The organism is Streptomyces sp. NPDC007917 (genome assembly GCF_042959105.1).
Taxonomy (GTDB): Bacteria; Actinomycetota; Actinomycetes; order Streptomycetales; family Streptomycetaceae; genus Streptomyces.
In genome coordinates this window covers 382,035-404,498 of record NZ_JBIBKK010000008.1, presented here as the reverse complement: position 1 = coordinate 404,498, position 22,464 = coordinate 382,035, and the positions used below count along the sequence as shown (strand labels likewise).

The following is a 22,464-nucleotide window of genomic DNA, read 5'->3' as shown; positions in this document are numbered from 1 at the left end:
CTCAGCCGCCGCCGAGGTCCTTGGCCAGTCGCTCCGCCTCGTCCCGGCTGAACGACCCGCTGATCTGCACCTTGCCCCCGGGAATGGCGGCAGCGACGGTCGGGGCGGACAGCAGCTTGTCGCCGCGCACCATCGCGAGCCGGTTGCGCGGGTCCTGCTGCTTGGCAAGCTCACCCGACAACGCCCCGAAGCGCGCGGCGTCCGCGCTGTTGAGGTCGATGGTCACGATGAAGCCCTGGGCGTACTGCGCGTCGAAGGTCGCCTTCGCCGACTCGGTGCTGCGCACGGTCATCCCGCCGTCCGGATCGACGTAGAGGCACGACTGCCCGGCCTCGCTCGTCCCGCCCGTCTTCCCCTTCGGCGTGTCCGTGTACGCGTCGGCGGCACCGCTCGGGCAGGCCCCGGGCTCCTTCCGCTCGACCGGGAGGAACCGCACCGGCGGCCCGCTCACCACACCGCCCCCGGCGCTGCCGCCCGCGTCGTCTCCGCCCCCGCTCGCCGACGGGGCCTTCTTCGGCGGGTCGAAGGCACCCCCGATGGCGCCGCCCCGGTCACCCGCCCCGTCGCTCCCGCCGTCGTCACACCCCGCGGTCGCCGACGCCGTCAGCAACAGCCCCGCCACCGCGACGCCCCGCGCCCATCCGCTCCTCATCGGCCCGCCCCCCGTGGTCCTGAACCCTGTGGCCTCAACTCGGTCCTGAAAGTAGACCAGAATCCGCGACCCGGTCAGAAGGCATCGGCGGGGACATACGTTCCCCACACGTCCCGCAGCGCGTCGCAGACCTCCCCCAGCGTCGCGCGGGCGGCGAGCGCGTCCTTCATCGGGTAGAGGACGTTCGCCGCCCCCGCCTCGCTCTCGGCCGCCTTCTTCAGCGCGGACAGCGCCGCGCTCACCGCCGTACGGTCGCGCTCCGCGCGCAGCTTCGCCAGTCGGTCCCGCTGCCGCTCCTCGATGGCCGGATCCACCCGCAGCGGCTCGTACGGCTCCTCCTCCTCCAGCCGGAAGCGGTTCACGCCGACGACCACCCGCTCGCCCGCGTCGGTCTCCTGGGCGATGCGGTAGGCGTTGCGCTCGATCTCCTCCTTCTGGAAGCCCTGTTCGATGGCGGCCACGGCGCCGCCCAGGTCCTCGACCCGCCGCAGCAGATCGAGGGCGGCGGCTTCGACGGCGTCGGTCAGCGACTCGACGGCGTACGAGCCGGCCAGCGGATCGACCGTGGCGGTCACATCCGTCTCGTGGGCCAGCACCTGCTGGGTGCGCAGCGCGAGGCGGGCGGACTTGTCGGTCGGCAGGGCGATGGCCTCGTCGAAGGCGTTGGTGTGCAGGGACTGGGTGCCGCCGAGGACCGCGGCGAGCCCCTGGAGCGCGACCCGCACCAGATTCACCTCGGGCTGCTGGGCGGTGAGCTGGACGCCCGCCGTCTGGGTGTGGAAGCGCAGCATCTGCGACCTCGGGTCGCGGGCGCCGAACTCCTCGCGCATGACCCGTGCCCAGATCCTGCGCGCCGCCCGGAACTTGGCGGCCTCCTCCAGGAGCGTCGTACGGGAGACGAAGAAGAACGACAGGCGGGGGGCGAACTCGTCGACCGCCATGCCCGCGGCCAGCGCCGTACGGACGTACTCGATGCCGTCGGCCAGCGTGAAGGCGATCTCCTGCGCGGGCGAGGCGCCCGCCTCCGCCATGTGGTAGCCGGAGATGGAGATGGTGTTCCAGCGGGGGATCTCGGCGCCGCAGTACTTGAAGACGTCCGCGACGAGCCGCAGCGAGGGGCCGGGCGGGAAGATGTAGGTGCCGCGCGCGATGTACTCCTTGAGCACGTCGTTCTGGATGGTCCCGGTCAGGTTCCGGGCCGCCACGCCCTGCTCCTCGCCGACGAGTTGGTAGAGCAGGAGCAGCAGGGCCGCGGGGGCGTTGATGGTCATCGAGGTCGAGACGCGGTCCAGCGGGATGCCGTCGAGCAGCGTCCGCATGTCCTCGACGGAGTCGATGGCCACGCCGACCTTGCCGACCTCGCCGTGGGCGAGCGGCGCGTCGGAGTCATAGCCCATCTGGGTGGGCAGGTCGAAGGCGACGGACAGGCCCGTCGTGCCGTGCTCGATGAGCCGGCGGTAGCGGGCGTTGGACTCGGCGGCGGTGCCGAAGCCCGCGTACTGGCGCATCGTCCAGGGGCGGCCGGTGTACATCGAGGGATAAACGCCGCGCGTGTAGGGGTATGCGCCGGGGTCGCCCAGCGCCTGCCCCGGGTCCCAGCCGGTCAGCGCCTCGGGCCCGTACACCGGCTCGATGGGGAAACCCGACTCCGACTCGCGCGCCATGGGTTCACGCCTCCTGCTGGTCCGGTGTCCACCACTGAGGTGGCTCTCCTCACAGCATGCGCCGATGTTCGCCGGGCGGCAGCCCCGGGAAACATGGAAGACGGATAGCGATAGCGAACAGCGAACATTCACCAAGGGGCAGGGACAGGACTGGGGGGTTGGGGAGGATGCACCGGATATCGGTGGCCCGTACGGCGCTCGCCACGGCTGTGGTGGCGGCGCTGGTCGCGGGGTGCAAGGAGCAGCCGAGAGCCGACACGGGGCACACGCGCGCGAGGCCGGAGGTGCGTACGAGCCATGGCGCGCCCGCGCACGCGGCACCGGCGAAGCCGCGGCCGCACAGGACCTGGCACAAGCCGTCGTACAAGCCGCGCCCCACGCACCGGGCCGTGCCGCCGCGGCGGACCGCCCCGCCGGCGCCCGCCGCCGTGATCGCCTTCGGGACGAGCAGTGAGCGGGTGCGCGAGTTACAGGCGCGGCTGCGCGCGCTCGGTCTCTTCGGCCGGAACCCGACCGGCTACTACGGCACGGTCACCCGCTCCTCGGTCCTGGCCTATCAGCGCGGCCACGGCCTGACGGCCACCGGCTCGGTCGACGGCCGCACCTGGAACTCGCTGCGCGCGGCCACCGAGCGGCCCACGCACGACGAGCTGTACCCGCCGACCACCAACCCGCTCGCCAAGCCCGATCCGCGCTGTACGACCGGGCGTGCGCTGTGCATCAGCAAGACGAGCCGCACACTGGCCTGGATGGTGAACGGCAAGGTCGTCTCGGCGATGGACGTGCGGTTCGGCTCGCAGTACACCCCGACGCGGGAAGGGCTGTTCCACGTCGACTTCAAGAGCCGCGACCACGTCTCGACGATCTACCACACCCCCATGCCGTACGCGATGTTCTTCAGCGGCGGTCAGGCGGTGCACTACTCAGCCGACTTCGCCGCCCGCGGCTACAGCGGCGCCTCGCACGGCTGCGTCAACGTCCGGGACAAGGAGAAGATCGCCAAGCTCTTCGACCAGGTCCAGACGGGTGACAAGGTCGTGGTCTACAAGTAGGGCCAAGCAAAGAGAAGGGCGCGGGCAGGGCCGGGGGAACGTGCCCTGCCCGCGCCATATGCGCGGAGCCGTCGGTACGGGGGGAACCTCGGCTCCCGCGCGCCGGCCGATGACCAGTCGGCCCGTTTCTTACAGCGTCACCGCTGAAAAAAACGTCACACCCGGCGTCCGGAACCTCAGCGGGCCGAGCCGGTGGCGTCGTCCACCACCCCGCCGACGGTGTCCCCGGCGCTGTCACCGGCGATGTCGTCGGCGGCCCCGGCCGCGGTGTCCCCGGCGCTCTCGGTCGCGTTGTCGAGGGTCGAGGTCGGGTCGGCGGTCACCGGGCCGGACGGGCCGGACGGGTCGGTCGGGTCGGACGGGTCCAACGGGTCGGACGAGGGCGGCGGTGGGGGCGGGGGCGCCGGGGCGTTGTCAGTGCCTGTGCCCCCGTCCTCTTTTCCCTGGTCTCCACCACCACTGTCGTTGCCGCCGCCGGAGTCGCCGCCCTGGCCGCTGTCGCCGCTGTTGCTGTCGCTGCTGTCGCCGTTGTCACCGTTGTTGGTGCCGCTGCGCGGTATCCCCTCGCTGGTGCCCCCGTTGTCGACGACCTGGACGCAGTAGTCGTGGATCCCGGTCGTGCTGCCCGCGGCCTCCTCCAGCTTGCCCAGCTTCTTGGCGTCGACGGCCGCGGCATCACCGCTCTCCGCCGCCAGATACTGGCGGCACGCGTTGAGCGCCCAGCTGCCCGGGTTCGAACCGGACGCCGAGGAGTCGTCCTCGTTCTTGTTCTTCTTGTCGTCCGTGTCGCCCTCGTCGTCGCCCGCGCCCTCATGGCCCTGGCCGGGTGAGGTGTGCGAGCCGCCGGAGCCGTACGGGGGCCCGCTACTGGCATCGTTGTCGGTCGATCCCCCGTTTCCGGACGGCGTCCGGCCGTCCGGCGAGATCCGGGGCCCGACCGGTTTCCCGCTGGTGTCGGCCGGCATGCTCACCGTGGGCCCCGGCGAGCTGTCCTGCGGCCCGAAGGGCAGCACGCCCGCGGCCGTCGCGACCGCGAATCCGCTGAGCGCGCAGCCGGCCAGCGCGGCGACCAGTCCCATGTGCAGCGGTCTGCGCAGCCGCGCCTGACCGTCCGACGGCCGCGCCGCCCGGGACGTCCCACGGGGCCCCGGGCCGTCGTCGGCGCCGAACCGTACGCTCCGTACCGCCGCCCGGCCGATCCGGCCCGCCTTCCCCGCCCGCTCCGCCCGCTCGGCCCGCACCGCGCGGAACGCGGCCACCGCGGCCTCCTCGCCCGGGAGGGGCTTCAGACCGTCGGCCGTGCCGTCCGCCGCTGTGGGGCGGGACACCTCGGCCACGGCGCTGAGGACGGCGGCCAACCGCTCCGCTTCGCTCCGCGACTGGTCCGACCGGCCGTTGTGCCCGCCGTTCTCCCCGCCTTCGGGGTCGCTGGGTGGCACCCAGGCCGGCTCACCACGAAGCAACCGCTCCGCCGCATCGTCATCCAGCCAGCTGTAGCGGTGGTCGTCGGCCATCACATGTCCTTCTGCGTCGGGGCGCCGGAATCCGTCACACCGGCGGACCTCGCGGTCCCTCTCCGTGACTTCCGCTGCAGCGGCACCCCATCGACTGCCCCGTGCACCCCGTGTGCCCCTTGCTCGGCCCCGTTCCCCGCGTCGAGCAGGTCGGCCAGACGCCGCAGGCCCCGGTGGGCGGCGGTGCGCACCGCTCCGGGGCGTTTGCCGAGCACCGCGGCCGCGCTCTTGGCGTCGAGCCCGAGGACCACCCGCAACACCACCGCCTCGGCCTGGTCGTGCGGCAGCTGGGCGACGAGCCCGAGGGCGCGGCCGGTGCCCAGCGCCTCCAGCGCCTGGTCCGCCGTGTCCGCGTCGGACGCCCGGCCCTCGAGTTCGGTCTCGTCGCCTCCGATCGCCGGGCGCCGCCCGCGCATCCGGATGTGGTCGAGCGCCCGGTTGCGGGCTATGCGCGCGGCCCAGCCGCGGAAGCGGTCGGCGTCGCCGCTGAACCTGGCCAGGTCGCGGGCTATCTGCAGCCACGCCTCGGAGGTGATGTCCTCCGCGTCGCCGTCGCCGACCAGCGTCCGTACGTACCCGAGGAGGCGAGGGTGGACCGCCCGGTACACGGTCCGGAAAGCGGTCTCGTCTCCGTCCTGCGCCGCGCGCACCGCGGCGGTCAGTTCCGCGTCGTCCCCCTGCACGCCCTCTACCTGCCCCACTCGGAGAAACGGAGGTCCAGCGATGCCGTAGCCGAGGCTAGCCGTGGCCATAGGGCGGGTACTGCTGGTTCGGCGGGCCCGGCGGCCCGTAGGGAGGCGTGGGCGGCGCGCCGTAGGGCGGGGCGGTCATGCCGTACGGGGCGCCCGGCGTCCCGTACGGGGCGGGGCCGCCGGCCTGCGGCGGAAGTGAGGCGCGCTGCTCCTGCATCGCGGTGATCTGGCGGACGAGCAGCAGCGCGAGGACGGCCGCGGCGATGAGGACGGCGGTCGCGAACATGTCGATCGCGAGAATGCCCTGCAGGTCGTCGAGGTCGCCCTTGACTTCCGAATAGCTCGGGCTGTAGTCGGCGGACTCCATCTTGCCCCGCAGGGCGTTGTACCGGAGCGTGCCGATGACGTTGGTGACGGCCGCGACGATCCACGTCACCCACCATCCGTTGAGCAGTCCGCGGCGGACGTTGTGCGGCCCCTGGGGGGAGCTGGCGCGCCAGATGTCGTTGGCGATCTGCTTGGGGAACCAGAGGTTGACGACCGGGGTGAACCAGGAACCCGCGGCCCAGCCGCTGCCGAACCGGTGCTGCCCGGGGGCGAACGCCTCGGCGTTCAGCCGCAGCCGCCGGAACCAGACGGCCCATACGACGGCGAGCGCGACCATGATGAAGAAGTAGAGGACCACCGCGGTCGTGTAGACGTCGTCCGCGTCCTCGAGCTTCCTGAGGTCCTCACTGCTCATGCTCAGCAGGCCGCCGTCGAGGATGTCCCCGAGGGTGCCGTACTGGTCACCGCGCGCCACGAAAACGAAGAGGAGGGCGGGGATCGCCACTCCGAAGAGCACCACCAGCGTGGTCGACAGCCCGCGCCGCAGGTCCACCCCGCCGGTCGGCATCCCCATGGCCGGGGCGGCCGGGTAGGCGAGGGGCGGAGCGGCCGGTATGGACCCCTGCTGGGGCGGGGCATACGGCTGAGGCTGCTGGGGCGGCGGTTGGTCGAGCTGTTGCTGGTAGGTCCCGCATGCTGCGCAGCGCCCGTCGGGGCCGACGGCCACGGCGCGGCAGTTCCCACACGGATACATTTTTTGAAGTCCCCCTGAAAACGTGACCCCTTTCGGCCACGCAAGGAATAAACAACACACCGCGCCCACAGCGCGGACCTGCACGTTACGGGGATTCACCCGGTCACGTCCAGAGCCGGACCGGGCCTCGGACACGGTCCGGGCCGCTCGGTCCGGTCACGATCCGGTCCAGGGGAGGTGTGACGTATTCGGGGCGTGCGACGCTGTAGGGAGTACGGGTCCTTCGCGGGCCCGTCCCGGACGACGGTCGGGGCCTCTCCTGTGGGGGGTGGCGGCCCCGACCGTCCTTCCTTGGGCCAGGGGCCGTTCAGCGGACCGCCGCGGATCGCGTCCCGGGTACAGCGTCGCTCATGTCGTCAGCCGATTGCTGAGCGCGGTGAAATCCTTCCAGCTCAGGGGCGGCTTCCCGGGATCCCACAGCCGCTGGGCCAGCGCCGCGAGCGGCAGCCTGATGCCGTCGGCCACTTGTTTCTGGGTCTGCGCACCGGCGATGTCGCACCACACCGCGAAGCGTGCCCCCTGCACCCGGGCGGGACCGGTCAGCGCCGGGTCGGGTACGGGCCTGGTGCCGCGCAGTACCGCCGGGGACCACTCGTCGTATATACGTTCGCCCGTCGGGTAGAGGAAGTTGTTCGGCTGCCCCAGCACGTAATAGAGGTATTCGTCGTTGAGGTTCACCACCGTGCGCCCCTCGCGCAGATACTCCGCCGGTGGCCGGGCCCCGCCCTCCCGGCCCGTCCAGTACTCGACCTGAATGGAGCGGTCGGGGGTGACGACGCCGCCGGTGAAGAAGCCGTCGTTCCACGCCTTGGGCTGTTTGCCCAGCTCGCGCGCGACGGCCGCGCGGGCGTTGAGCCATGCGGTGGCCAGGTCCTGGATGCGCCCCCGCGGCCCGTAGGCCAGCCGGGCGGCCGTGGCCAGCGCCGGATAGGTGGCCTCGGGGTTCCGTGACATCAGCGCGCCGTACTCGTCACCGCCCAGATGCCAGTACCGGCCGGGGAAGAGTGGCGCGAACTCGCGCATCAGGTCGTCCACGATGCGCCCGGCGACCGGGTTCGAGATGTCCACGGCGCCGCGGAACGCGGCCCCGCTCGCGGTGCGCAGCTGGAGCGCGGGGTGCGCGCGGATGACCGCGCCGAGGTGGCCGGGCGAGTCGATCTCGGGGACGACGGTGATGTGCAGGCTCTGGGCGAGGCCGACGATCCGGCGCAGCTCCTGCTTGGTGAGGTGCTGCGGGGCGACGATCTCCGGATGCGAGCTGCTCTGGATGCGGAAGGCCTGGTCGTCGGAGAAGTGCAGACCGAGCTGGTTGAGCTTGAGGTCGGCCATCTCGCGCAGCCGGGCCTCGATCCAGGAGGCTGAGAAGTACTTGCGGGCGATGTCGAGGTTGAGACCGCGCTGTGAGCGGTCCGGGGCGTCGCGGATGACGCCCTGCGGCACCCGGCCCCCGGAGCGCAGCGCCTGCTTGACGGTGCGGGTGCCGTAGAAGACCCCGGCGTCGGAGGAGCCGGTGATCCGGGCCCGGCCGCCGCGCACGGTGAGGATGTACGCCTCGCCGCCGCCGCTCTGCTTGGGGTTCAGCGCGAGCTCCAGGTCGCCGCGGCGGGCGGGGCCGGAGCTGACGCGAAGGCCCAGCTCACGGGCGGTCAGCGCGGCCTCGTCGGCGAGCGGGCCGCGTGTGTTGGTGACGACGCGGCTGCCCGCGCCGGGCCGCCAGCCGGGGCCGGCCGCGGGGGCGAAGTGCCGGACGGACGGGATGGTGCGGGGCGCGGCGGGGAGGGCCGTCGGGCTGGCCGGGGGCCGGGGCGAGCGGGTGGTGGGGCGGGGGCTCGGGGTGGCCGGGGGGCGGCCGGTCGTGGTGGTGGGGGTGCCGGTCGGGCGGTGGCTGGTGGTGGCCGGGTGCCCGCCATCGCCGCCCTGCTGCTGGCAGCCGGTGACCAGGGCGAGGGCCGTGACGACCGCTGCGGCGACGGCCGTGACGGCGGGGGTGCGCGCGCCGGCTGTCCTGCGGTCGGGTGCCTGTCGCCCTGGCCGCCTTATATACGGCGATCCCATGGCACGGGCCGCTCTCGGACGTCACTCAGGCCTGCCGGCTCGCTCGAACCCCGCAGACCTCCCGGCTCCCTCAGGCCTCCTGGCTCGACCACGCCTCTCAGTCCTCTCGCCTCTCTCAGCTCTCTCATCGCGCTGACCTCCCGTTCCGGCCCCGTGGCGTCCACCGCACTCCGCGAAACCTCCACTTCCGGGTGAATTTCGTACATCCTCCGGACAGCGACTGACACATATCGTTACCTTGAACTGCCGATCGCACCACTTCAACCCCTTGCGCCCGTTACCTCCCGCCCCACACCCCTTGCACCGCCCCGTCGAACACGCGTGTCCAAGGAGCCCAAGCTGTCCACCGCCCGCCTCGACCACCTCAACGCCGCCCCGGCCGGCGCCGCCGAGGACGCCCTGCTCGCCTGCTGCGGCAGCCGACGCTGGGCGCGTCGACTCGCGGCGCACCGCCCCTATCCGGACCTCGACGCGCTGCTCGCGGCCGGCGACGAGGCCAGCTATGACCTCACCCCCGCCGACCTCGACGAGGCCCTGGCCGACGAGGCGGTGGTCGGACAGCTGCCGGCCGACCTCCCCATGGACGGGGCGGGGGCGCTGGCCGCGCACACCGCGCTACGGGCCGCCCACGCGGAGTACGAGCGCCGCTTCGGACATGTCTTCGTGATCTGCCTGGACGGGCTGCACCCCGACGAAATGCGCAATCGGGTGCTGGCCGAAATACATGCCCGCCTGGACAACGAGAAGGACGCCGAGCGGGTCAAGGCAGCCGAGGAGCTGCGGCGCATCGCACGCGGCCGACTCGTACGGCTGATCGCGGGCCGAACTCAGATGTCCGGAATCAAGCGGTTCCGCCCCGCCTGACGTGGGCCATGCGTGCCTGATCGATCACACTGGAGCCCCCCGGGCGAGCGAACCGACAACACGTCGCTACGATGGCCAGGGCCGGTGGACCGTACCCGGCCGGGCCCGACCGACAGAAGCCGGCAGGCCCCAATCCCCGTTTCCGGAGGGTTTTCCGTGCCGGCTGGAACGCTGTATCGCGGCCGGGAAGGCATGTGGTCCTGGGTGGCTCATCGAGTCACCGGCGTCCTCATCTTCTTCTTCCTGTTCGTCCACGTCCTGGACACCTCGCTTGTACGCGTGTCGCCTGAGGCCTACGACGACGTCGTCGCGACGTACAAGAATCCGATCGTGAACGTGATGGAGTACGGCCTGGTGGCCGCCATCCTGTTCCACGCCCTCAACGGCCTGCGCGTCATCGCCGTGGACTTCTGGTCGAAGGGCCCGAAGTACCAGCGGCAGATGCTGTGGAGCGTCGTCGGTATTTGGGTCGTGCTGATGGCCGGTGCCTTCTACCCGGTCCTGCAGCACACCCTGCGCGAGCTGTTCGGGAGCTGACGCAGATGTCCGCCGAGACCACCACCCCCGCGAACGACAGCGTCCGCGCGTACGACGTGGACCACCCCGCGCCGCTCATCGAGCCGCCGCGCGCCCGTACCCGTAAGACGCCGAAGGCGACCCGCACCAATTTCGAGATGTACGGCTGGCTGTTCATGCGGCTGTCCGGCGTCCTGCTGGTCGTGCTCGTCCTGGGCCACCTGCTGATCCAGCTGGTCCTCGACGGCGGCGTCTCCAAGATCGGCTTCGCCTTCGTGGCCGGCCGCTGGGCCTCGCCGTTCTGGCAGGCATGGGATCTGATCATGCTCTGGCTCGCCACGCTGCACGGCGCGAACGGTCTGCGCACGGTCATCAACGACTACGCGGAGCGGGACAACACCCGCCTGTGGCTGAAGGCGCTGCTCTACACGGCGGCAGGATTCACCATTGTGCTCGGCACCCTGGTGATCTTCACCTTCGACCCGAACATCCGCTAGGCCCCGGGGCTGAGGTATCCACTCATGAAGATCCACAAGTACGACACCGTCATCGTCGGCGCCGGCGGCGCCGGGATGCGCGCGGCCATCGAGTCGACGAAGCGCAGCCGCACCGCGGTGCTCACCAAGCTCTACCCGACCCGCTCCCACACCGGCGCCGCGCAGGGCGGCATGGCCGCCGCCCTCGCGAACGTCGAGGAGGACAACTGGGAGTGGCACACCTTCGACACGATCAAGGGCGGCGACTACCTGGTCGACCAGGACGCCGCCGAGATCCTGGCGAAGGAGGCCATCGACTCGGTCCTCGACCTGGAGAAGATGGGCCTGCCGTTCAACCGGACCCCGAACGGCACCATCGACCAGCGCCGTTTCGGCGGCCACAGCCGTAACCACGGCGAGGCCCCGGTCCGCCGGTCCTGCTACGCCTCGGACCGCACCGGCCACATGATCCTCCAGACGCTGTACCAGAACTGCGTCAAGGAGGGCGTGGAGTTCTTCAACGAGTTCTACGTCCTGGACCTGCTGCTGACCGAGGTCGACGGCGTCAAGCGCACCGCGGGTGTGGTGGCGTACGAGCTGGCGACCGGCGAGCTCCACGTCTTCCAGGCGAAGGCCGTCGTCTTCGCCTCGGGCGGCTGCGGCAAGTTCTTCAAGGTGACCTCCAACGCCCACACCCTGACCGGTGACGGCCAGGCGGTCGCCTACCGGCGCGGGCTGCCGCTGGAGGACATGGAGTTCTTCCAGTTCCACCCGACCGGCATCTGGCGCATGGGCATCCTGCTCACCGAGGGCGCCCGCGGTGAGGGCGGCATCCTGCGCAACAAGGACGGCGAGCGCTTCATGGAGAAGTACGCGCCGGTCATGAAGGACCTCGCCTCCCGCGACGTGGTCTCGCGCTCCATCTACACCGAGATCCGGGAGGGCCGCGGCTGCGGTCCCGAGGGCGACCACGTCTACCTGGACCTCACCCACCTGCCGCCGGAGCAGCTGGACGCCAAGCTGCCCGACATCACCGAGTTCGCCCGGACGTACCTGGGCATCGAGCCCTACACGGACCCGATCCCGATCCAGCCGACCGCGCACTACACGATGGGCGGCATCCCGACCAACGTCCTGGGTGAGGTGCTGTCCGACAACGACACCGTCGTGCCGGGCCTGTACGCGGCGGGCGAGGTCGCCTGTGTCTCCGTGCACGGCGCCAACCGCCTGGGTACCAACTCGCTCCTCGACATCAACGTCTTCGGCCGCCGGGCCGGCATCGCCGCCGCGGAGTACGCCGCCGGGAGCGACTTCGTCGAGCTCCCCGACGACCCGGCCCAGCTCGTCCAGGACCAGGTCGAGGGGTTGCGGAGCGCGACCGGCAGCGAGCGGGTCGCCGAGGTCCGCAAGGCGCTGCAGGAGACCATGGACAAGAACGTCATGGTCTTCCGCACCGAGCAGACGCTGAAGGAGGCCGTCGAGGAGATCGGCCACCTGCGCGAGCGCTACAAGAACATCAGCGTCCAGGACAAGGGCAAGCGGTTCAACACCGATCTGCTGGAGGCGATCGAGCTGGGCAACCTGCTCGACCTGGCCGAGGTCATGGCCGTCTCCGCCCTGGCCCGCAAGGAGTCGCGCGGCGGCCACTACCGCGAGGACTACCCGAACCGCGACGACGTCAACTTCATGCGCCACACCATGGCGTACCGCGAGGTGGGCGCCGACGGTTCCGAGTCCATCCGCCTCGACTACAAGCCGGTCGTGCAGACCCGCTACCAGCCGATGGAGCGTAAGTACTGATGAGCACCCCGACGCTTGACAAGCCCTCCGAGGCTCCGGAGGCGGCCGCGGCCACCGCTTCGCACCTGATCACGGTCACCTTCCGGATCCGCCGGTTCAACCCGGAGGTCGCCGCCGATGCGTTCTGGGAGGACTTCCAGATCGACATCGATCCCAAGGAGCGCGTCCTCGACGGGCTTCACAAGATCAAGTGGGATCTGGACGGCACCCTGACCTTCCGCCGCTCCTGCGCCCACGGCATCTGCGGCTCCGACGCCATGCGGATCAACGGCCGCAACCGGCTGGCCTGCAAGACGCTGATCAAGGACATCAACCCTGAGAAGCCCATCACGATCGAGGCCATAAAGGGCCTCACGGTCCTCAAGGACCTGGTCGTGGACATGGAGCCGTTCTTCCAGGCCTACCGCGATGTGATGCCCTTCCTGATCACCACGGGCAACGAGCCGACGCGTGAGCGCCTGCAGTCCGCCGAGGACCGCGAGCGCTTCGACGACACCACCAAGTGCATCCTGTGCGCCGCGTGCACCTCCTCGTGCCCGGTGTTCTGGAACGACGGCCAGTACTTCGGCCCGGCGGCGATCGTCAACGCGCACCGCTTCATCTTCGACTCGCGCGACGAGGGCGGTGAGCAGCGCCTGGAGATCCTGAACGACAAGGACGGCGTCTGGCGCTGCCGCACCACCTTCAACTGCACGGAGGCCTGCCCGCGTGGCATCGAGGTCACCAAGGCGATCCAGGAAGTGAAGCGCGCGCTGATCACGCGGCGCTTCTGATCCCTGCCCTGGGCCTGCCGAGTGCCCCGCTTCCTTCCGGGAAGCGGGGCACTCGCCGTTTGTGCCGTATCGCGTGCCGGCTACGAGCCCTGGGGCGGGATCACGACCGCCCCAGGCCCGGACCCCGCATCAGCACCTATACACACTGTGTATACGTGGTGTGTATAGTGCTCCGCATGACCGCTGCCTACCTGCTGCCGATCAAGACCGCCGCGGCCCTGTTCCCCCTCATCGCGCTGGCCTTGTTCCTGCCGACGGCCGTCGTGCTGTACCGCAGGCACGGCGTCATGTCGCGGGGGCGGGCCCTGTCGCTGTACGGCTTCCTGTACTACGCGCTGAGCGCGTTCTGCATGACGGTCGTCCCACTGCCCCGGCGGTCCGCTGACATGTGCGCCGGATTCGCCGCGGTCGCCGACCCGCAGCTGATCCCGGGCAACACCTTCGGCGACATCTGGAAGGAGGCGCACGGCAAGGTCACCGTCAACGCGCTGGTCCTGCAGAACCCCGCCGTCGCCGGCACCCTCTTCAACCTGCTGCTGCTCCTGCCGCTCGGGGTCTTCCTCCGCTATCACTTCCGGCAGGGGCTGCGGGCCACCGCGGCCCTCGGCTTCGGCGCCTCGCTGTTCTTCGAACTGACGCAGTGGAGCGGGGTGTGGGGCCTGTACGCATGCCCGTACCGGCTCTTCGACGTGGACGACCTGATCGTCAACACCTCGGGCGCGCTGCTCGGCTGGGTCCTGGCCGGGCCCGTGGCGCGGCGGCTGCCCACGCTGGAGACGCTGGACGGACGGGCGCTGGCGCGCCACCCGGTGCCGTTCGGACGGCGGCTGACGGCGCTGGTGGTCGACCTGGCCGGGTACGCGGCGGCGACGCTTCTCGCCGTCGTGGTGAGCCACGGAGCCGGAGCGGCGGGCCTCCTTCCGTGGGTTCCCTTCGCTTCCTTCGCCGGGTGGTTCGTCGTCCTGCCGTATCTGACCGGGACGACGCCCGGCAAGCGGCTGCTGCGGCTGCGGCTGGTGGCCTCGGACGGCGGCGCGCTCCCCCTGTGGCGGCCGGCCGTACGGGCGCTGGTGCTCGGCGCGGCCGCGCTGCCGCTGCTGGCGGGGCTGTCGTTCGCGGCGGCGGTGCTGCTCTTCGAGCCCGGCCTCATCGACGCCGCCCGGCGGGCGGACGGCGAGGACGCGGTGTATCTCATGGCGTCCTCGCCGGAGCAGGCACTCGTCGCCGTGCTGGGCATCACGATGCTGATGGCCTACGGGCTGCGGACGCTGCGGCACCCCGAAGGCCTCGCCCCGCACGAGACCGTCTCGGGGCTCCGCAACGAGGCCCTGCCGCCCACCCGCGCCCTGCGGCCCCGCACCCCGGTGGCCGCCCCCGCCCCCGTCGCCATCCCCGCCCCCGTCGGCACCGCTCCCGTCGCCGTGAGGGCAGCCGACCCGCGGCAGAAGACGCTCACCAGCGTCTGAGCCCGACGCCCGGGGGCCTCAGCGCTCCGCCACGAACTCCCGCTCGCCGTCGGACGCCGCGGACGCCCCCGGGTACGGGCGGTCCGGCGGGTCGACCGCCAGGTGCGGCAGCCGCTTGTCGATCGCGCGCGGCAGCCACCAGTTGGCGGCCCCGAACTGGTGCATGAGGGCGGGCACCAGGATCGTCCGCAGAATGAACGCGTCGAGCGCGACAGCGCCCGCGAGGCCGATGCCGAACATGGTGATGATCCGCTGCCCGCTGAGGATGAACGCCCCGAACACGCAGATCATGATGACCGCCGCGGAGTTGATGACACGGCTGGTCTCCGTGAGGCCGACGCGCACGGCCCGGGCGTTGTCCCGGGTGTGCACCCACTCCTCGTGCATCCGGCTGACCAGGAACACCTGGTAGTCCATGGACAGGCCGAACAGCAGCGACAGCATGATCACCGGGAGGAACGGCTCGATCGGGCCCTCCTTGCCGGCGCCCAGCGACTCGACGCCCCAGCCCCACTGGAACACCACGATCACCAGGCCGAAGGACGCCACGGCGGCGATCAGGTTCATCGCGGCGGCGGTCAGCGGCACCAGCAGGCTGCGGAAGGCGATCAGCAGCAGCACGAAGCCCAGCACGACGATAATGCCGACGAACATCGGCAGCTTGCCGGTGAGGACCTGCGCGAAGTCCTTGTAGGTCGCGGTGGCCCCGCCGACGTGCGCCTTCATCGTGGTGCCGCGTTCGGCGGCCGGGACGACGTCCTCCCGCAGGTGGTCGATCAGCTTGGACGTCTCCTCCGACTGCGGTGACGTCGTCGGCACGACCGAAAGCACCGCGATGCCGGCGTCCGGCGGCAGCGGCAGCTGTGCGACCTGCGCGACGCCCTTGACCGCGGCGAGGTCCTTGGCCAGCGTAGCCACGGCCGCCCGGTCGCCGGTGCCGGGCACCTCGGTGACGATCTGCAACGGGCCGTTGAAGCCTGGCCCGAAACCGTCCGCCAGCAGGTCGTACGCCTTGCGGCTGGTTGTGGACGACGGGTTGTTGCCCTGGTCGGAGGAGCCGAGGCGCAGCGACAGCGTGGGGATGGACAGCGCCGCCATCACGGCGACCGCCACCACGGTCAGCATCCGCGGGTGCCGCTCCACGAACGTGGACCAGCGGGCGGCTGTGCCGTTCACGGCCTCCGGCTCCGAGCCGTTCGCGGCCAACCTGCGGCGCTGGCGGCGGCTGAGGATCCGTATGCCGAGCACGCCGAGCATCGCGGGCAGCAGCGTCACTGCCGCGGCGACGGTGAAGACAACGCTCAGTGACGCGGCGATCGCCACGCCGTTGAGGAACGACATGCCCATCGCGAACATGCCGAGCAGGGCGATGCACACCGTGCCGCCCGCGAACAGGACGCCCGTCCCGAGGTGTTGACCGCCTGGACCGCAGCCTCCTCCAGGGGCCGGCCCCGCAGGATCGCCTTGCGGTACCGGGTGATGATGAACAGCGCGTAGTCGATGCCGACGCCCAGGCCCACCAGGGTGGACAGGATCGGCGCGATCTGGGGGATCTCCATGCCGTGGCTGAGGAGGATGACCAGGAAGGACGCGGTGCCGATGGCGAACAGCGCAGTGACGATCGGCAGCAGCATGCCGAACAGCGAGCCGAAGGCCAGGAACAACACGACGGCCGCGGCGACGATCCCGACAATTTCGGCGATGTTCTGCGGCGGCCGCTCGGCATCCGAGACGGCCTTGCCGCCCAACTCGACCTGGAGTCCCTTGCCCGCGGGCGCCCTGGCGGTGTCCATCATCTTCTCGACCAGGCCTTCGGGCAGATCTTTGCCCTGCTTGGCGAGGGTGACCGTGGCGTAGGCGGTGCGGCCGTCCCTGCTGATGCGGCCCTTGCCGCCCTTGTCGTAGGGGCTGGCGACGGCGCCGACGTCCGGCAGCTTGGCGATGTCGGCGAGCGCCGCCGCCATCCGCTTCTTGACGGAGGCGTCCCGCACCGAGCCGTCCGTGACGTGCCACACCACGGTGTCCGACTCACCGGACTGCTGCGGGAAGGCCGTCTTCATCAGTTCGAGAGCGCGTGCGGACTCCGTGTCGGGCAGTTGGAACCCGTCCGAGTAGGTGGTACCCAGGGAACCGCCCACCCCACCGAGCCCCGCCAGCGCCAGCACCCATGCAACGATCACCACCCATCCGCGCCGGAAGCACCAGCGTGCCAAAGCGGTCACGTCAAAATCTCCTTGTGGTCGTCCGGGTCGTACCCGTCCACCTTCTGCGGGGCGCCGGAGCGCCGCCAAACCAGGCCGGGGCCTCACAGGAAACTCTCAAGTTCGTATAAGGAATCTCTGAGGGTCGGGGGCGCGGCGGCCCCGGATACTGGTCCCCATGCAGGACGACCACACCGCCAGGCCCCCCCGCCCCGGCACCGGGGGCGGACCCCTTCACCCCGCCGCCCCCAGAGGAGTCCGCGGACCGCACGGCGGGCGGGGCGGACGCCGCCCGCGCGGCGACCGTGCTGGTCGTGGAGGACGAGCCGAGCATCGCCGACATCCTGACCATCACGCTCCGCTTCCACGGGTTCGTGGTGCACTGGGCGTCCACCGGCAGACAGGCCATCGAGATGGCCCGCGAGCACCGGCCCGACCTGCTGCTGCTCGACGTGATGCTGCCCGACGGCAACGGCTGGCAGGTGTGCCGCAGGCTCACCGAGGAGCGCGACGACCTCGCCGTGGTGTTCCTCACCGCCCGCGACGCCCCGTCCGACCTGGTCAGCGGCCTTGCGCTGGGCGGAGACGACTACATCACCAAGCCGTTCACCATCGACGAGGTGCTGGCGCGGGTCCGCGCCGTGCTGCGCCGCACCCGCCGTAATGCGCCGGGCAGGGCGCCGCACAGCGTCCTGCGCCACGGCGACCTGGAGATGGACGAGGCGACGTTCACGGTGCGGCGCGCGGGCCAGCCCGTGGAGCTGACGCCCACCGAGTACAACCTGCTGCGGCTTCTGCTGCGCAACGCCGACCGCATCGTCACCAAGGAGCAGATACTCCAGCACGTGTGGCGCTACGACTTCTCGGTCGAGTCAACGGTGGTGGAGACGTACATCAGCTATCTGCGGCGCAAACTCGACCCGCTGGGGCCGCCGCTGATCCGCACCCGGCGCGGCGTCGGCTACGGCCTGCGGCCCGTGGAGCCGACATGAAGTGCTGGCGCGGGAGGCGTCGGCGCAAGGAGCAGCACCGGCGCGCGACGCTGCGGGCCAAGCTGACGCTCAGCACCATCGCCATGCTGACGATCGGCATCACCGCCGCCCTGTGGGTCAACACCGTGGGCATCCGGCACTACATGGTCGCCAACATCGACAACGATCTCATCGCCTCCCGCGACGGGCTCCAGCGGACCGGGCTGACCCGCGACCAGATAGAGGCCATCGGCGCGATCGCCGACCTGAGCGGCCAGTTCGCCACCAAGAACCGTTCCAGCCGGACCCTGTTCACCGTCGTCGGCCGCGACGGCAAGGCCGCTCCGTTCGGCAGAGTGGCGCCGGACGCCATCCAGCGCGCCCTCGCCGACGCCGTCCCCGACGCCGCCGCGCTGGCCCGCCGCGACAAGCCCATCGACGTGACCGCGCACGGCACCGGCTACCGGGTCACCGCCCTGAGCCTGAGCGACCCCGACGGCCGGCTGCTCCTGGTGGCCAACTCCACGACGGCCGTCACCCAGACGATGCACAAGGTTCGTCGGATGGTGCTGATCATCGGCACCATCCTGGTCGCCTCCCTGGGCGCGGCCACCTTCTTCGGCGCGCGGCGACGGCTGCACCCCCTGGAGGACATGGTCGAGACCGCCTCCGCCATCGCCGAGGGCTGTCCTCAGGGGCTCGACCTCTCCCGCCGGATCGCCTCCCGCGGCCACCGGCGCAACGGCGGCGAGGTCGAGCAGCTGCGCACCGCGCTCAACGCCATGCTCCAGCAGCTGGAGACCGCCTTCGTCACACGCGAGCACGCCGCCGGACAGCTGCGCCGGTTCATCGCCGACGCCTCGCACGAGCTGCGGACGCCGCTCGCCGCGATCCGCGGCTATCTGCAGCTGCACGAGAAAGGCATGTTCAAGGACGAGGCGGAACGGGCTCGCGCGATGGCCCGGATGAACGCCGAGACCGAACGTATGGCCCGGCTCGTCGACGAACTCCTCGCCCTGGCCCGCCTCGACCAGCGGCCCCGGCTGCGCCCCGCACCGGTCGACCTGGCGGGCGTGGTGCGCGGCGCCGCCGCCGACCTCAGCGCCCAGCAGCCCGGCCGCCCCGTGGAGCTGCGGCTGCCCGCGGACTGCCCGGTCCTCGCCGACGAGCCGACCCTCCACCAGATCGTCAGCAATCTGCTGGCCAATGTGCGCGTCCACACGCCCGCCGACGCACGGGTGCGGATAAGCGTCGACGAGGAGGCCGCGGAGGCCGAGGAGGGCGGCTACGGGGTGCTGCGGGTCGCCGACGAGGGACCCGGCATGCACCCGCGGGACGCGGAGCGCGTCTTCGACCGCTTCTTCCGTACGGGCGGCGCGGAGGGCAGCGGGCTGGGCATGGCGGTCGTACGGGCGGCGGTCGACGCGCACGACGGCACGGTACGGGTCACCACCGCCCCGGGCGAGGGGCTGACGGTCGTGGTGACCCTGCCGTCGGCGCGCGCCGGCAGACCGCATCACGCGCGGGCCGCGGCCAGCTCCACCACGGTGATGTCCGGCGGCGCCCCCACCCGTACCGGCGGGCCCCAGGCGCCCGCGCCGCGGGTGACGTAGAGCTGGGTGTCGCCGTAGCGCTCGAGCCCGGCGGCGGTCGGGTTCGCGAGCTCGGCGACGTAGTTGCCGGGCCACATCTGACCGCCGTGGGTGTGCCCGGACAGCTGCAGATCCACGCCGTGGTCCACCGCATCGTGGATCACCACCGGCTGGTGGGCGAGCAGCACACAGGCACGGGCCGGGTCGCGGTCGCCGAGAGCCGCCTCGAAGTCGGGGCCCTGGCCCTCGTCCTCGCCCGCGACGTCGTTCACGCCGGCGAGGTCGAAGCCGCGCAGCTCGGTGCGCTGGTTCTCCAGCGGGCGCAGCCCGAGCTCGCGTACGTGGTCGACCCACTGGGCCGCGCCGGAGAAGTACTCGTGGTTGCCGGTGACGAAGTACGACCCGTGGCGGGCGCGCAGCCCGCGCAGCGGCTCGGCGGCGGGGCCCAGGTCCTCGACGCTGCCGTCGACGAGGTCGCCGACGACGGCGATCAGATCGGGGCTGGTGCGGTTGATCGTCTCCACGATCCGCCGGGTGTGGGCCCGGCCCAGGATCGGCCCGAGGTGGATGTCGCTGACCACGGCGATCCGGAACCCGTGTGCCTGGCGCGGCAGTTTGGCCAGCGGCACGGTGACCCGCTTGAGGCGGGGCCCGCGCAGCACGGTGTACGTCCCGTACCCCACGGTGCCCGCCGCCACGGCGGCCGCCCCGGCGGCCACGGTCCGCGCGACGAACAGCCGCCGGGAGGGGGGCGGCGGCGCGGCTGCGGTGTCGGTCGCGGTCGTGTTGTCGGTCGCGGTGTCAGTCGCGGTCGCGGTGTCGGGCTCTGGGCGTACCGCCTCGTCCACGGCGCCCACCGCCACCGGCGCCCGCTTCGCGGGAAGGCCGGCGGGAAGATCCGCGAGCGGGCCGGCGGGCGAAGCGGCCGGCACGGGGCCGTGCTGAGCGGACCTGGCCGCGTCACGCCGCTCCAGCCACCGGCGCAGCAGCGGCCGCACCGCCTCGCCCGCCAGCAGGGCGAGCGTCAGATACAGCACCAGCGCCAGCCACAGATAGCCCGGCCAGGCCAGGGCGCGCTGCAGAGCGAAGGGCGCTCCGGCCCGCCCGGAGACCAGCGCGCCCACGCTGATCAGCGGCAGGACCACCGCGGCGACCGTACCGGCGCGCCGGGCGCGCCCGCCGCGCGCCGTCGTGTCGCGGACGAGCCGACGCCACAGATACCAGTGGACGCCGGACAGCAGCCCGACGACGGCGAGCGCCACGAGGGCGAAGAGCACGACCAACCCAGGTCCTCCCGTTTCGCGCCCCCAGGGCGCCCGGTTACGCCACTACTGCTTCACTGCTGCCCCTTCGCGGCGGCGTCCTCGTGGCGCAGAGCGCGCAGCCCGCGGAACCCGATCACGCCAATGCCCGTCCCCAAGAGAAACGAAGTGATCGCGAGCAGCAGATGCACCCAAAAGTACGCGGTGGGATCTCCGGCGTCGTCGAAAGCGAGCCCGCTGGCGTCCTTCCACAAGTTTTTGACAAAGGTGAACCAGATGGCCCAGCTCCAGACCCCGAAGGCGAGCAGGAACCAGGAAATGGGGCGGCTGAGCTTCATGCTTTCCAGTATGAGGACGCCCGCCGGACGAGGCTCGCGCGGGTCGGACACTCGTAAGGCCGTGGCCGTTTCGCCAGGGGGTTCGACGGCCGGTACGTTCGCAGGCGTGCCGACCTCCTCCTGCGCCCCCAAGCGGGGCACCGCCGCGTCTCTGGCCGCCTCCGCCGCCCTCCTGCTGGCCGCCCTGCTGTCCACCGCCCCGGCCCACGCCGCGACGACCGCCGACCGCACCGACGACGACACCGCCAAGCCGCCCGCCAAGATGTCCGAGGTGGGCGGCGAACGGCTCGGCCGCCCCGGCACCCAGGTGTCGCTGAAGGCGGGCGCGCCCGCGCTGCCCAAGGGGCTGAGCGGACTCTCCTGGATGGTGGCCGACGCCGAGTCCGGCGACGTGCTCGCCGCGCACAACGCCCACTGGAAGCTGCCGCCCGCGTCCACCCTGAAGATGCTCTTCGCGGACACGGTGCTGCCCAAGCTCCCCAAGGACCGCGAGCACAAGGTGGCGCCGTCCGACCTGGCGGGCATGGGGGCGGGCAGCAGCCTGGTCGGGGTCAAGGAGAACCTGACCTACACGGTGCACGACCTGTGGCTCGGTGTCTTCCTGCGCTCGGGCAACGACGCGGTGCACGTGCTGTCCGCGATGAACGGCGGCAAGGCGAAGACCGTGGAGGAGATGCAGGCGCACGCCAAGCAGCTGAACGCGCTCGACACGCAGGTCGTCACCCCGGACGGCTACGACGAGAAGGGCCAGGTCAGCAGCGCGTACGACCTCACCCTCTTCGCCCGCTCGGGGCTGCAGAAGGCGGACTTCCGGGAGTACTGCTCGACGGCGACCGCGCAGTTCCCCGGGGAGTACAAGAAGGACAAGAAGAACAAGGGGAAGAAGAAGCGCGAGAGCTTCGCGATCCAGAACACCAACCGCCTGCTCACCGGCTTCCAGGTCCCGCAGTACAAGGGCATCGCCGGGGTGAAGAACGGCTACACGACGCACGCGGGCTCCACCTTCACCGGGGTCGCGCAGCACGGCGACCGGGTGCTGCTGGTCACCGTGATGAACCCGCAGAAGCAGGAGGCCAACGAGGTCTACAAGGAGACCGCGAAACTCTTCGACTGGGGCTTCAAGGCGGCCGACTCGGTCGAGCCGGTGGGCACGCTCGTCCGACCGGGCCCGAAGGGCCTCACGGACGGGTCCGCGTCGGACGGCTCCGGGGGCACCGGGAAGAAGACCGGTGACCACGCCCAGGCGGCCGTCTCGGCCGGCGACGGCGGCTCGGGCTCGGGCGGCGGCATGTGGACGGCGGTCGGTGTCACGGGCGGTTCGCTGGTGCTGCTGGGGGGCGTGGCGTACGCGGTGCACCGGCGCTGGCCGCTGCCGGAGCTGGTGCGGCGCCGCTCGCGCGGCTGAGCCCGCCGGAGCTCCGGCTCCGGGGGATACGCGGGCTTCAGGAGCGCGGGCTTCAGGGGCGCGGGCTTCAGGAGCGCGGGCTTCAGGGGC

The 22,464-nt window shown here is 71.6% G+C and carries 18 protein-coding genes and 1 pseudogene; 10 read left to right on the top strand and 9 right to left on the bottom strand.

The features are described from left to right. Nucleotide 1 precedes the first annotated feature (1 nt). Entirely contained in the window at nucleotides 2–652 is a 651-nt protein-coding gene (locus tag ACFZDL_RS18950) for a hypothetical protein (protein WP_353588284.1), read from the bottom strand. A 74-nt stretch (nucleotides 653–726) separates the two neighbouring features. Further along, nucleotides 727–2,316, bottom strand: a complete 1,590-nt coding sequence (locus ACFZDL_RS18945; RefSeq protein WP_353588286.1) for a methylmalonyl-CoA mutase family protein — start codon at nucleotides 2,314–2,316, stop codon at nucleotides 727–729. Between the two features lie 167 nt (nucleotides 2,317–2,483). Here ACFZDL_RS18945 and ACFZDL_RS18940 point away from each other — a divergent pair, with 167 nt between their 5' ends. Next, the gene (locus ACFZDL_RS18940) at nucleotides 2,484–3,368 is read left to right on the top strand and encodes a L,D-transpeptidase family protein (protein ID WP_353588288.1); all 885 of its coding nucleotides are present in this window, start codon (nucleotides 2,484–2,486) and stop codon (nucleotides 3,366–3,368) included. A 176-nt stretch (nucleotides 3,369–3,544) separates the two neighbouring features. On the opposite strand, the gene ACFZDL_RS18935 is transcribed toward ACFZDL_RS18940, so the two are convergent. From ACFZDL_RS18935 to ACFZDL_RS18920, 4 genes are all read right to left on the bottom strand, one after another. Beyond that, nucleotides 3,545–4,882, bottom strand: coding sequence for a hypothetical protein (locus tag ACFZDL_RS18935; protein ID WP_353588290.1), 1,338 nt, complete (start codon nucleotides 4,880–4,882; stop codon nucleotides 3,545–3,547). Continuing rightward, a complete protein-coding gene (locus ACFZDL_RS18930; RefSeq protein ID WP_353588292.1) occupies nucleotides 4,882–5,565 on the bottom strand; it encodes an RNA polymerase sigma factor in 684 nt (227 codons plus the stop codon). Before ACFZDL_RS18930 ends, ACFZDL_RS18935 begins: the two co-directional genes overlap by 1 nt. 55 nt (nucleotides 5,566–5,620) lie before the next feature. After that, on the bottom strand, nucleotides 5,621–6,628 hold the full coding sequence (locus tag ACFZDL_RS18925) for a DUF4328 domain-containing protein (RefSeq protein WP_353588294.1): 1,008 nt from the start codon (nucleotides 6,626–6,628) through the stop codon (nucleotides 5,621–5,623). 375 nt (nucleotides 6,629–7,003) lie between these two features. Beyond that, a complete protein-coding gene (locus tag ACFZDL_RS18920) occupies nucleotides 7,004–8,710 on the bottom strand; it encodes a glycoside hydrolase family 20 protein (RefSeq protein ID WP_353588296.1) in 1,707 nt (568 codons plus the stop codon). Nucleotides 8,711–9,031: 321 nt separating this feature from the next. Here ACFZDL_RS18920 and ACFZDL_RS18915 point away from each other — a divergent pair, with 321 nt between their 5' ends. The 6 genes from ACFZDL_RS18915 (at nucleotide 9,032) to ACFZDL_RS18890 (ending at nucleotide 14,605) form a co-directional block, all read left to right on the top strand. Next, nucleotides 9,032–9,574 (top strand): 2-oxo-4-hydroxy-4-carboxy-5-ureidoimidazoline decarboxylase, encoded by a 543-nt coding sequence (locus ACFZDL_RS18915; RefSeq protein ID WP_391191575.1) that lies wholly within the window; start codon nucleotides 9,032–9,034, stop codon nucleotides 9,572–9,574. Between the two features lie 156 nt (nucleotides 9,575–9,730). After that, nucleotides 9,731–10,111: a succinate dehydrogenase, cytochrome b556 subunit gene (gene sdhC / locus ACFZDL_RS18910; RefSeq protein ID WP_076972214.1), complete on the top strand. Its 381-nt coding sequence runs from the start codon at nucleotides 9,731–9,733 to the stop codon at nucleotides 10,109–10,111. A gap of 5 nt (nucleotides 10,112–10,116) precedes the next feature. Next, nucleotides 10,117–10,587: a succinate dehydrogenase hydrophobic membrane anchor subunit gene (locus tag ACFZDL_RS18905; RefSeq protein ID WP_319689691.1), complete on the top strand. Its 471-nt coding sequence runs from the start codon at nucleotides 10,117–10,119 to the stop codon at nucleotides 10,585–10,587. 24 nt (nucleotides 10,588–10,611) lie between these two features. After that, nucleotides 10,612–12,366: a succinate dehydrogenase flavoprotein subunit gene (gene sdhA, locus ACFZDL_RS18900; protein WP_353588297.1), complete on the top strand. Its 1,755-nt coding sequence runs from the start codon at nucleotides 10,612–10,614 to the stop codon at nucleotides 12,364–12,366. Then, nucleotides 12,366–13,139 carry a succinate dehydrogenase iron-sulfur subunit gene (locus tag ACFZDL_RS18895; protein WP_353588298.1) on the top strand — a complete coding sequence of 258 codons (774 nt, stop codon included), beginning with the start codon at nucleotides 12,366–12,368 and terminating at the stop codon, nucleotides 13,137–13,139. The genes sdhA and ACFZDL_RS18895 overlap by 1 nt, the downstream gene beginning before the upstream one ends. A gap of 176 nt (nucleotides 13,140–13,315) precedes the next feature. After that, nucleotides 13,316–14,605 (top strand): VanZ family protein, encoded by a 1,290-nt coding sequence (locus tag ACFZDL_RS18890; protein WP_353588300.1) that lies wholly within the window; start codon nucleotides 13,316–13,318, stop codon nucleotides 14,603–14,605. Between the two features lie 18 nt (nucleotides 14,606–14,623). Here ACFZDL_RS18890 and ACFZDL_RS18885 read toward each other — a convergent pair. Then, a pseudogene (locus tag ACFZDL_RS18885) lies at nucleotides 14,624–16,827 on the bottom strand (MMPL family transporter). A 284-nt stretch (nucleotides 16,828–17,111) separates the two neighbouring features. Here ACFZDL_RS18885 and ACFZDL_RS18880 point away from each other — a divergent pair. Both ACFZDL_RS18880 and ACFZDL_RS18875 read left to right on the top strand, forming a co-directional pair. Further along, the gene (locus ACFZDL_RS18880) at nucleotides 17,112–17,798 is read left to right on the top strand and encodes a response regulator transcription factor (RefSeq protein ID WP_353588302.1); all 687 of its coding nucleotides are present in this window, start codon (nucleotides 17,112–17,114) and stop codon (nucleotides 17,796–17,798) included. After that, on the top strand, nucleotides 17,795–19,390 hold the full coding sequence (locus ACFZDL_RS18875) for a HAMP domain-containing sensor histidine kinase (protein WP_353588304.1): 1,596 nt from the start codon (nucleotides 17,795–17,797) through the stop codon (nucleotides 19,388–19,390). Before ACFZDL_RS18880 ends, ACFZDL_RS18875 begins: the two co-directional genes overlap by 4 nt. Here the strand turns inward: ACFZDL_RS18875 and ACFZDL_RS18870 are convergent. Together ACFZDL_RS18870 and ACFZDL_RS18865 are read right to left on the bottom strand one after the other, a co-directional pair. Next, the gene (locus tag ACFZDL_RS18870) at nucleotides 19,294–20,646 is read right to left on the bottom strand and encodes a metallophosphoesterase (protein ID WP_353588306.1); all 1,353 of its coding nucleotides are present in this window, start codon (nucleotides 20,644–20,646) and stop codon (nucleotides 19,294–19,296) included. The genes ACFZDL_RS18875 and ACFZDL_RS18870 overlap by 97 nt on opposite strands. Before the next feature lie 59 nt (nucleotides 20,647–20,705). Further along, nucleotides 20,706–20,969 (bottom strand): SCO4848 family membrane protein, encoded by a 264-nt coding sequence (locus ACFZDL_RS18865; protein ID WP_353588308.1) that lies wholly within the window; start codon nucleotides 20,967–20,969, stop codon nucleotides 20,706–20,708. 106 nt (nucleotides 20,970–21,075) lie between these two features. Between ACFZDL_RS18865 and ACFZDL_RS18860 the strand changes: the two genes are divergently transcribed. Beyond that, on the top strand, nucleotides 21,076–22,374 hold the full coding sequence (locus ACFZDL_RS18860) for a D-alanyl-D-alanine carboxypeptidase (RefSeq protein ID WP_353588310.1): 1,299 nt from the start codon (nucleotides 21,076–21,078) through the stop codon (nucleotides 22,372–22,374). Nucleotides 22,375–22,464 lie beyond the last annotated feature (90 nt).

Bases quoted from the DNA above. Each gene is read 5' to 3' on its own strand.
- ACFZDL_RS18945 (WP_353588286.1), bottom strand. From the start codon at position 2,316: ATGGCGCGCGAGTCGGAGTCGGGTTTCCCCATCGAGCCGGTGTACGGG.
- ACFZDL_RS18920 (WP_353588296.1), bottom strand. From the start codon at position 8,710: ATGGGATCGCCGTATATAAGGCGGCCAGGGCGACAGGCACCCGACCGC.
- sdhA (WP_353588297.1), top strand. From the start codon at position 10,612: ATGAAGATCCACAAGTACGACACCGTCATCGTCGGCGCCGGCGGCGCC.
- ACFZDL_RS18890 (WP_353588300.1), top strand. From the start codon at position 13,316: ATGACCGCTGCCTACCTGCTGCCGATCAAGACCGCCGCGGCCCTGTTC.
- ACFZDL_RS18895 (WP_353588298.1), top strand. From the start codon at position 12,366: ATGAGCACCCCGACGCTTGACAAGCCCTCCGAGGCTCCGGAGGCGGCC.
- ACFZDL_RS18935 (WP_353588290.1), bottom strand. From the start codon at position 4,882: ATGGCCGACGACCACCGCTACAGCTGGCTGGATGACGATGCGGCGGAG.
- ACFZDL_RS18875 (WP_353588304.1), top strand. From the start codon at position 17,795: ATGAAGTGCTGGCGCGGGAGGCGTCGGCGCAAGGAGCAGCACCGGCGC.
- ACFZDL_RS18865 (WP_353588308.1), bottom strand. From the start codon at position 20,969: ATGAAGCTCAGCCGCCCCATTTCCTGGTTCCTGCTCGCCTTCGGGGTC.
- ACFZDL_RS18950 (WP_353588284.1), bottom strand. From the start codon at position 652: ATGAGGAGCGGATGGGCGCGGGGCGTCGCGGTGGCGGGGCTGTTGCTG.
- ACFZDL_RS18905 (WP_319689691.1), top strand. From the start codon at position 10,117: ATGTCCGCCGAGACCACCACCCCCGCGAACGACAGCGTCCGCGCGTAC.
- ACFZDL_RS18940 (WP_353588288.1), top strand. From the start codon at position 2,484: ATGCACCGGATATCGGTGGCCCGTACGGCGCTCGCCACGGCTGTGGTG.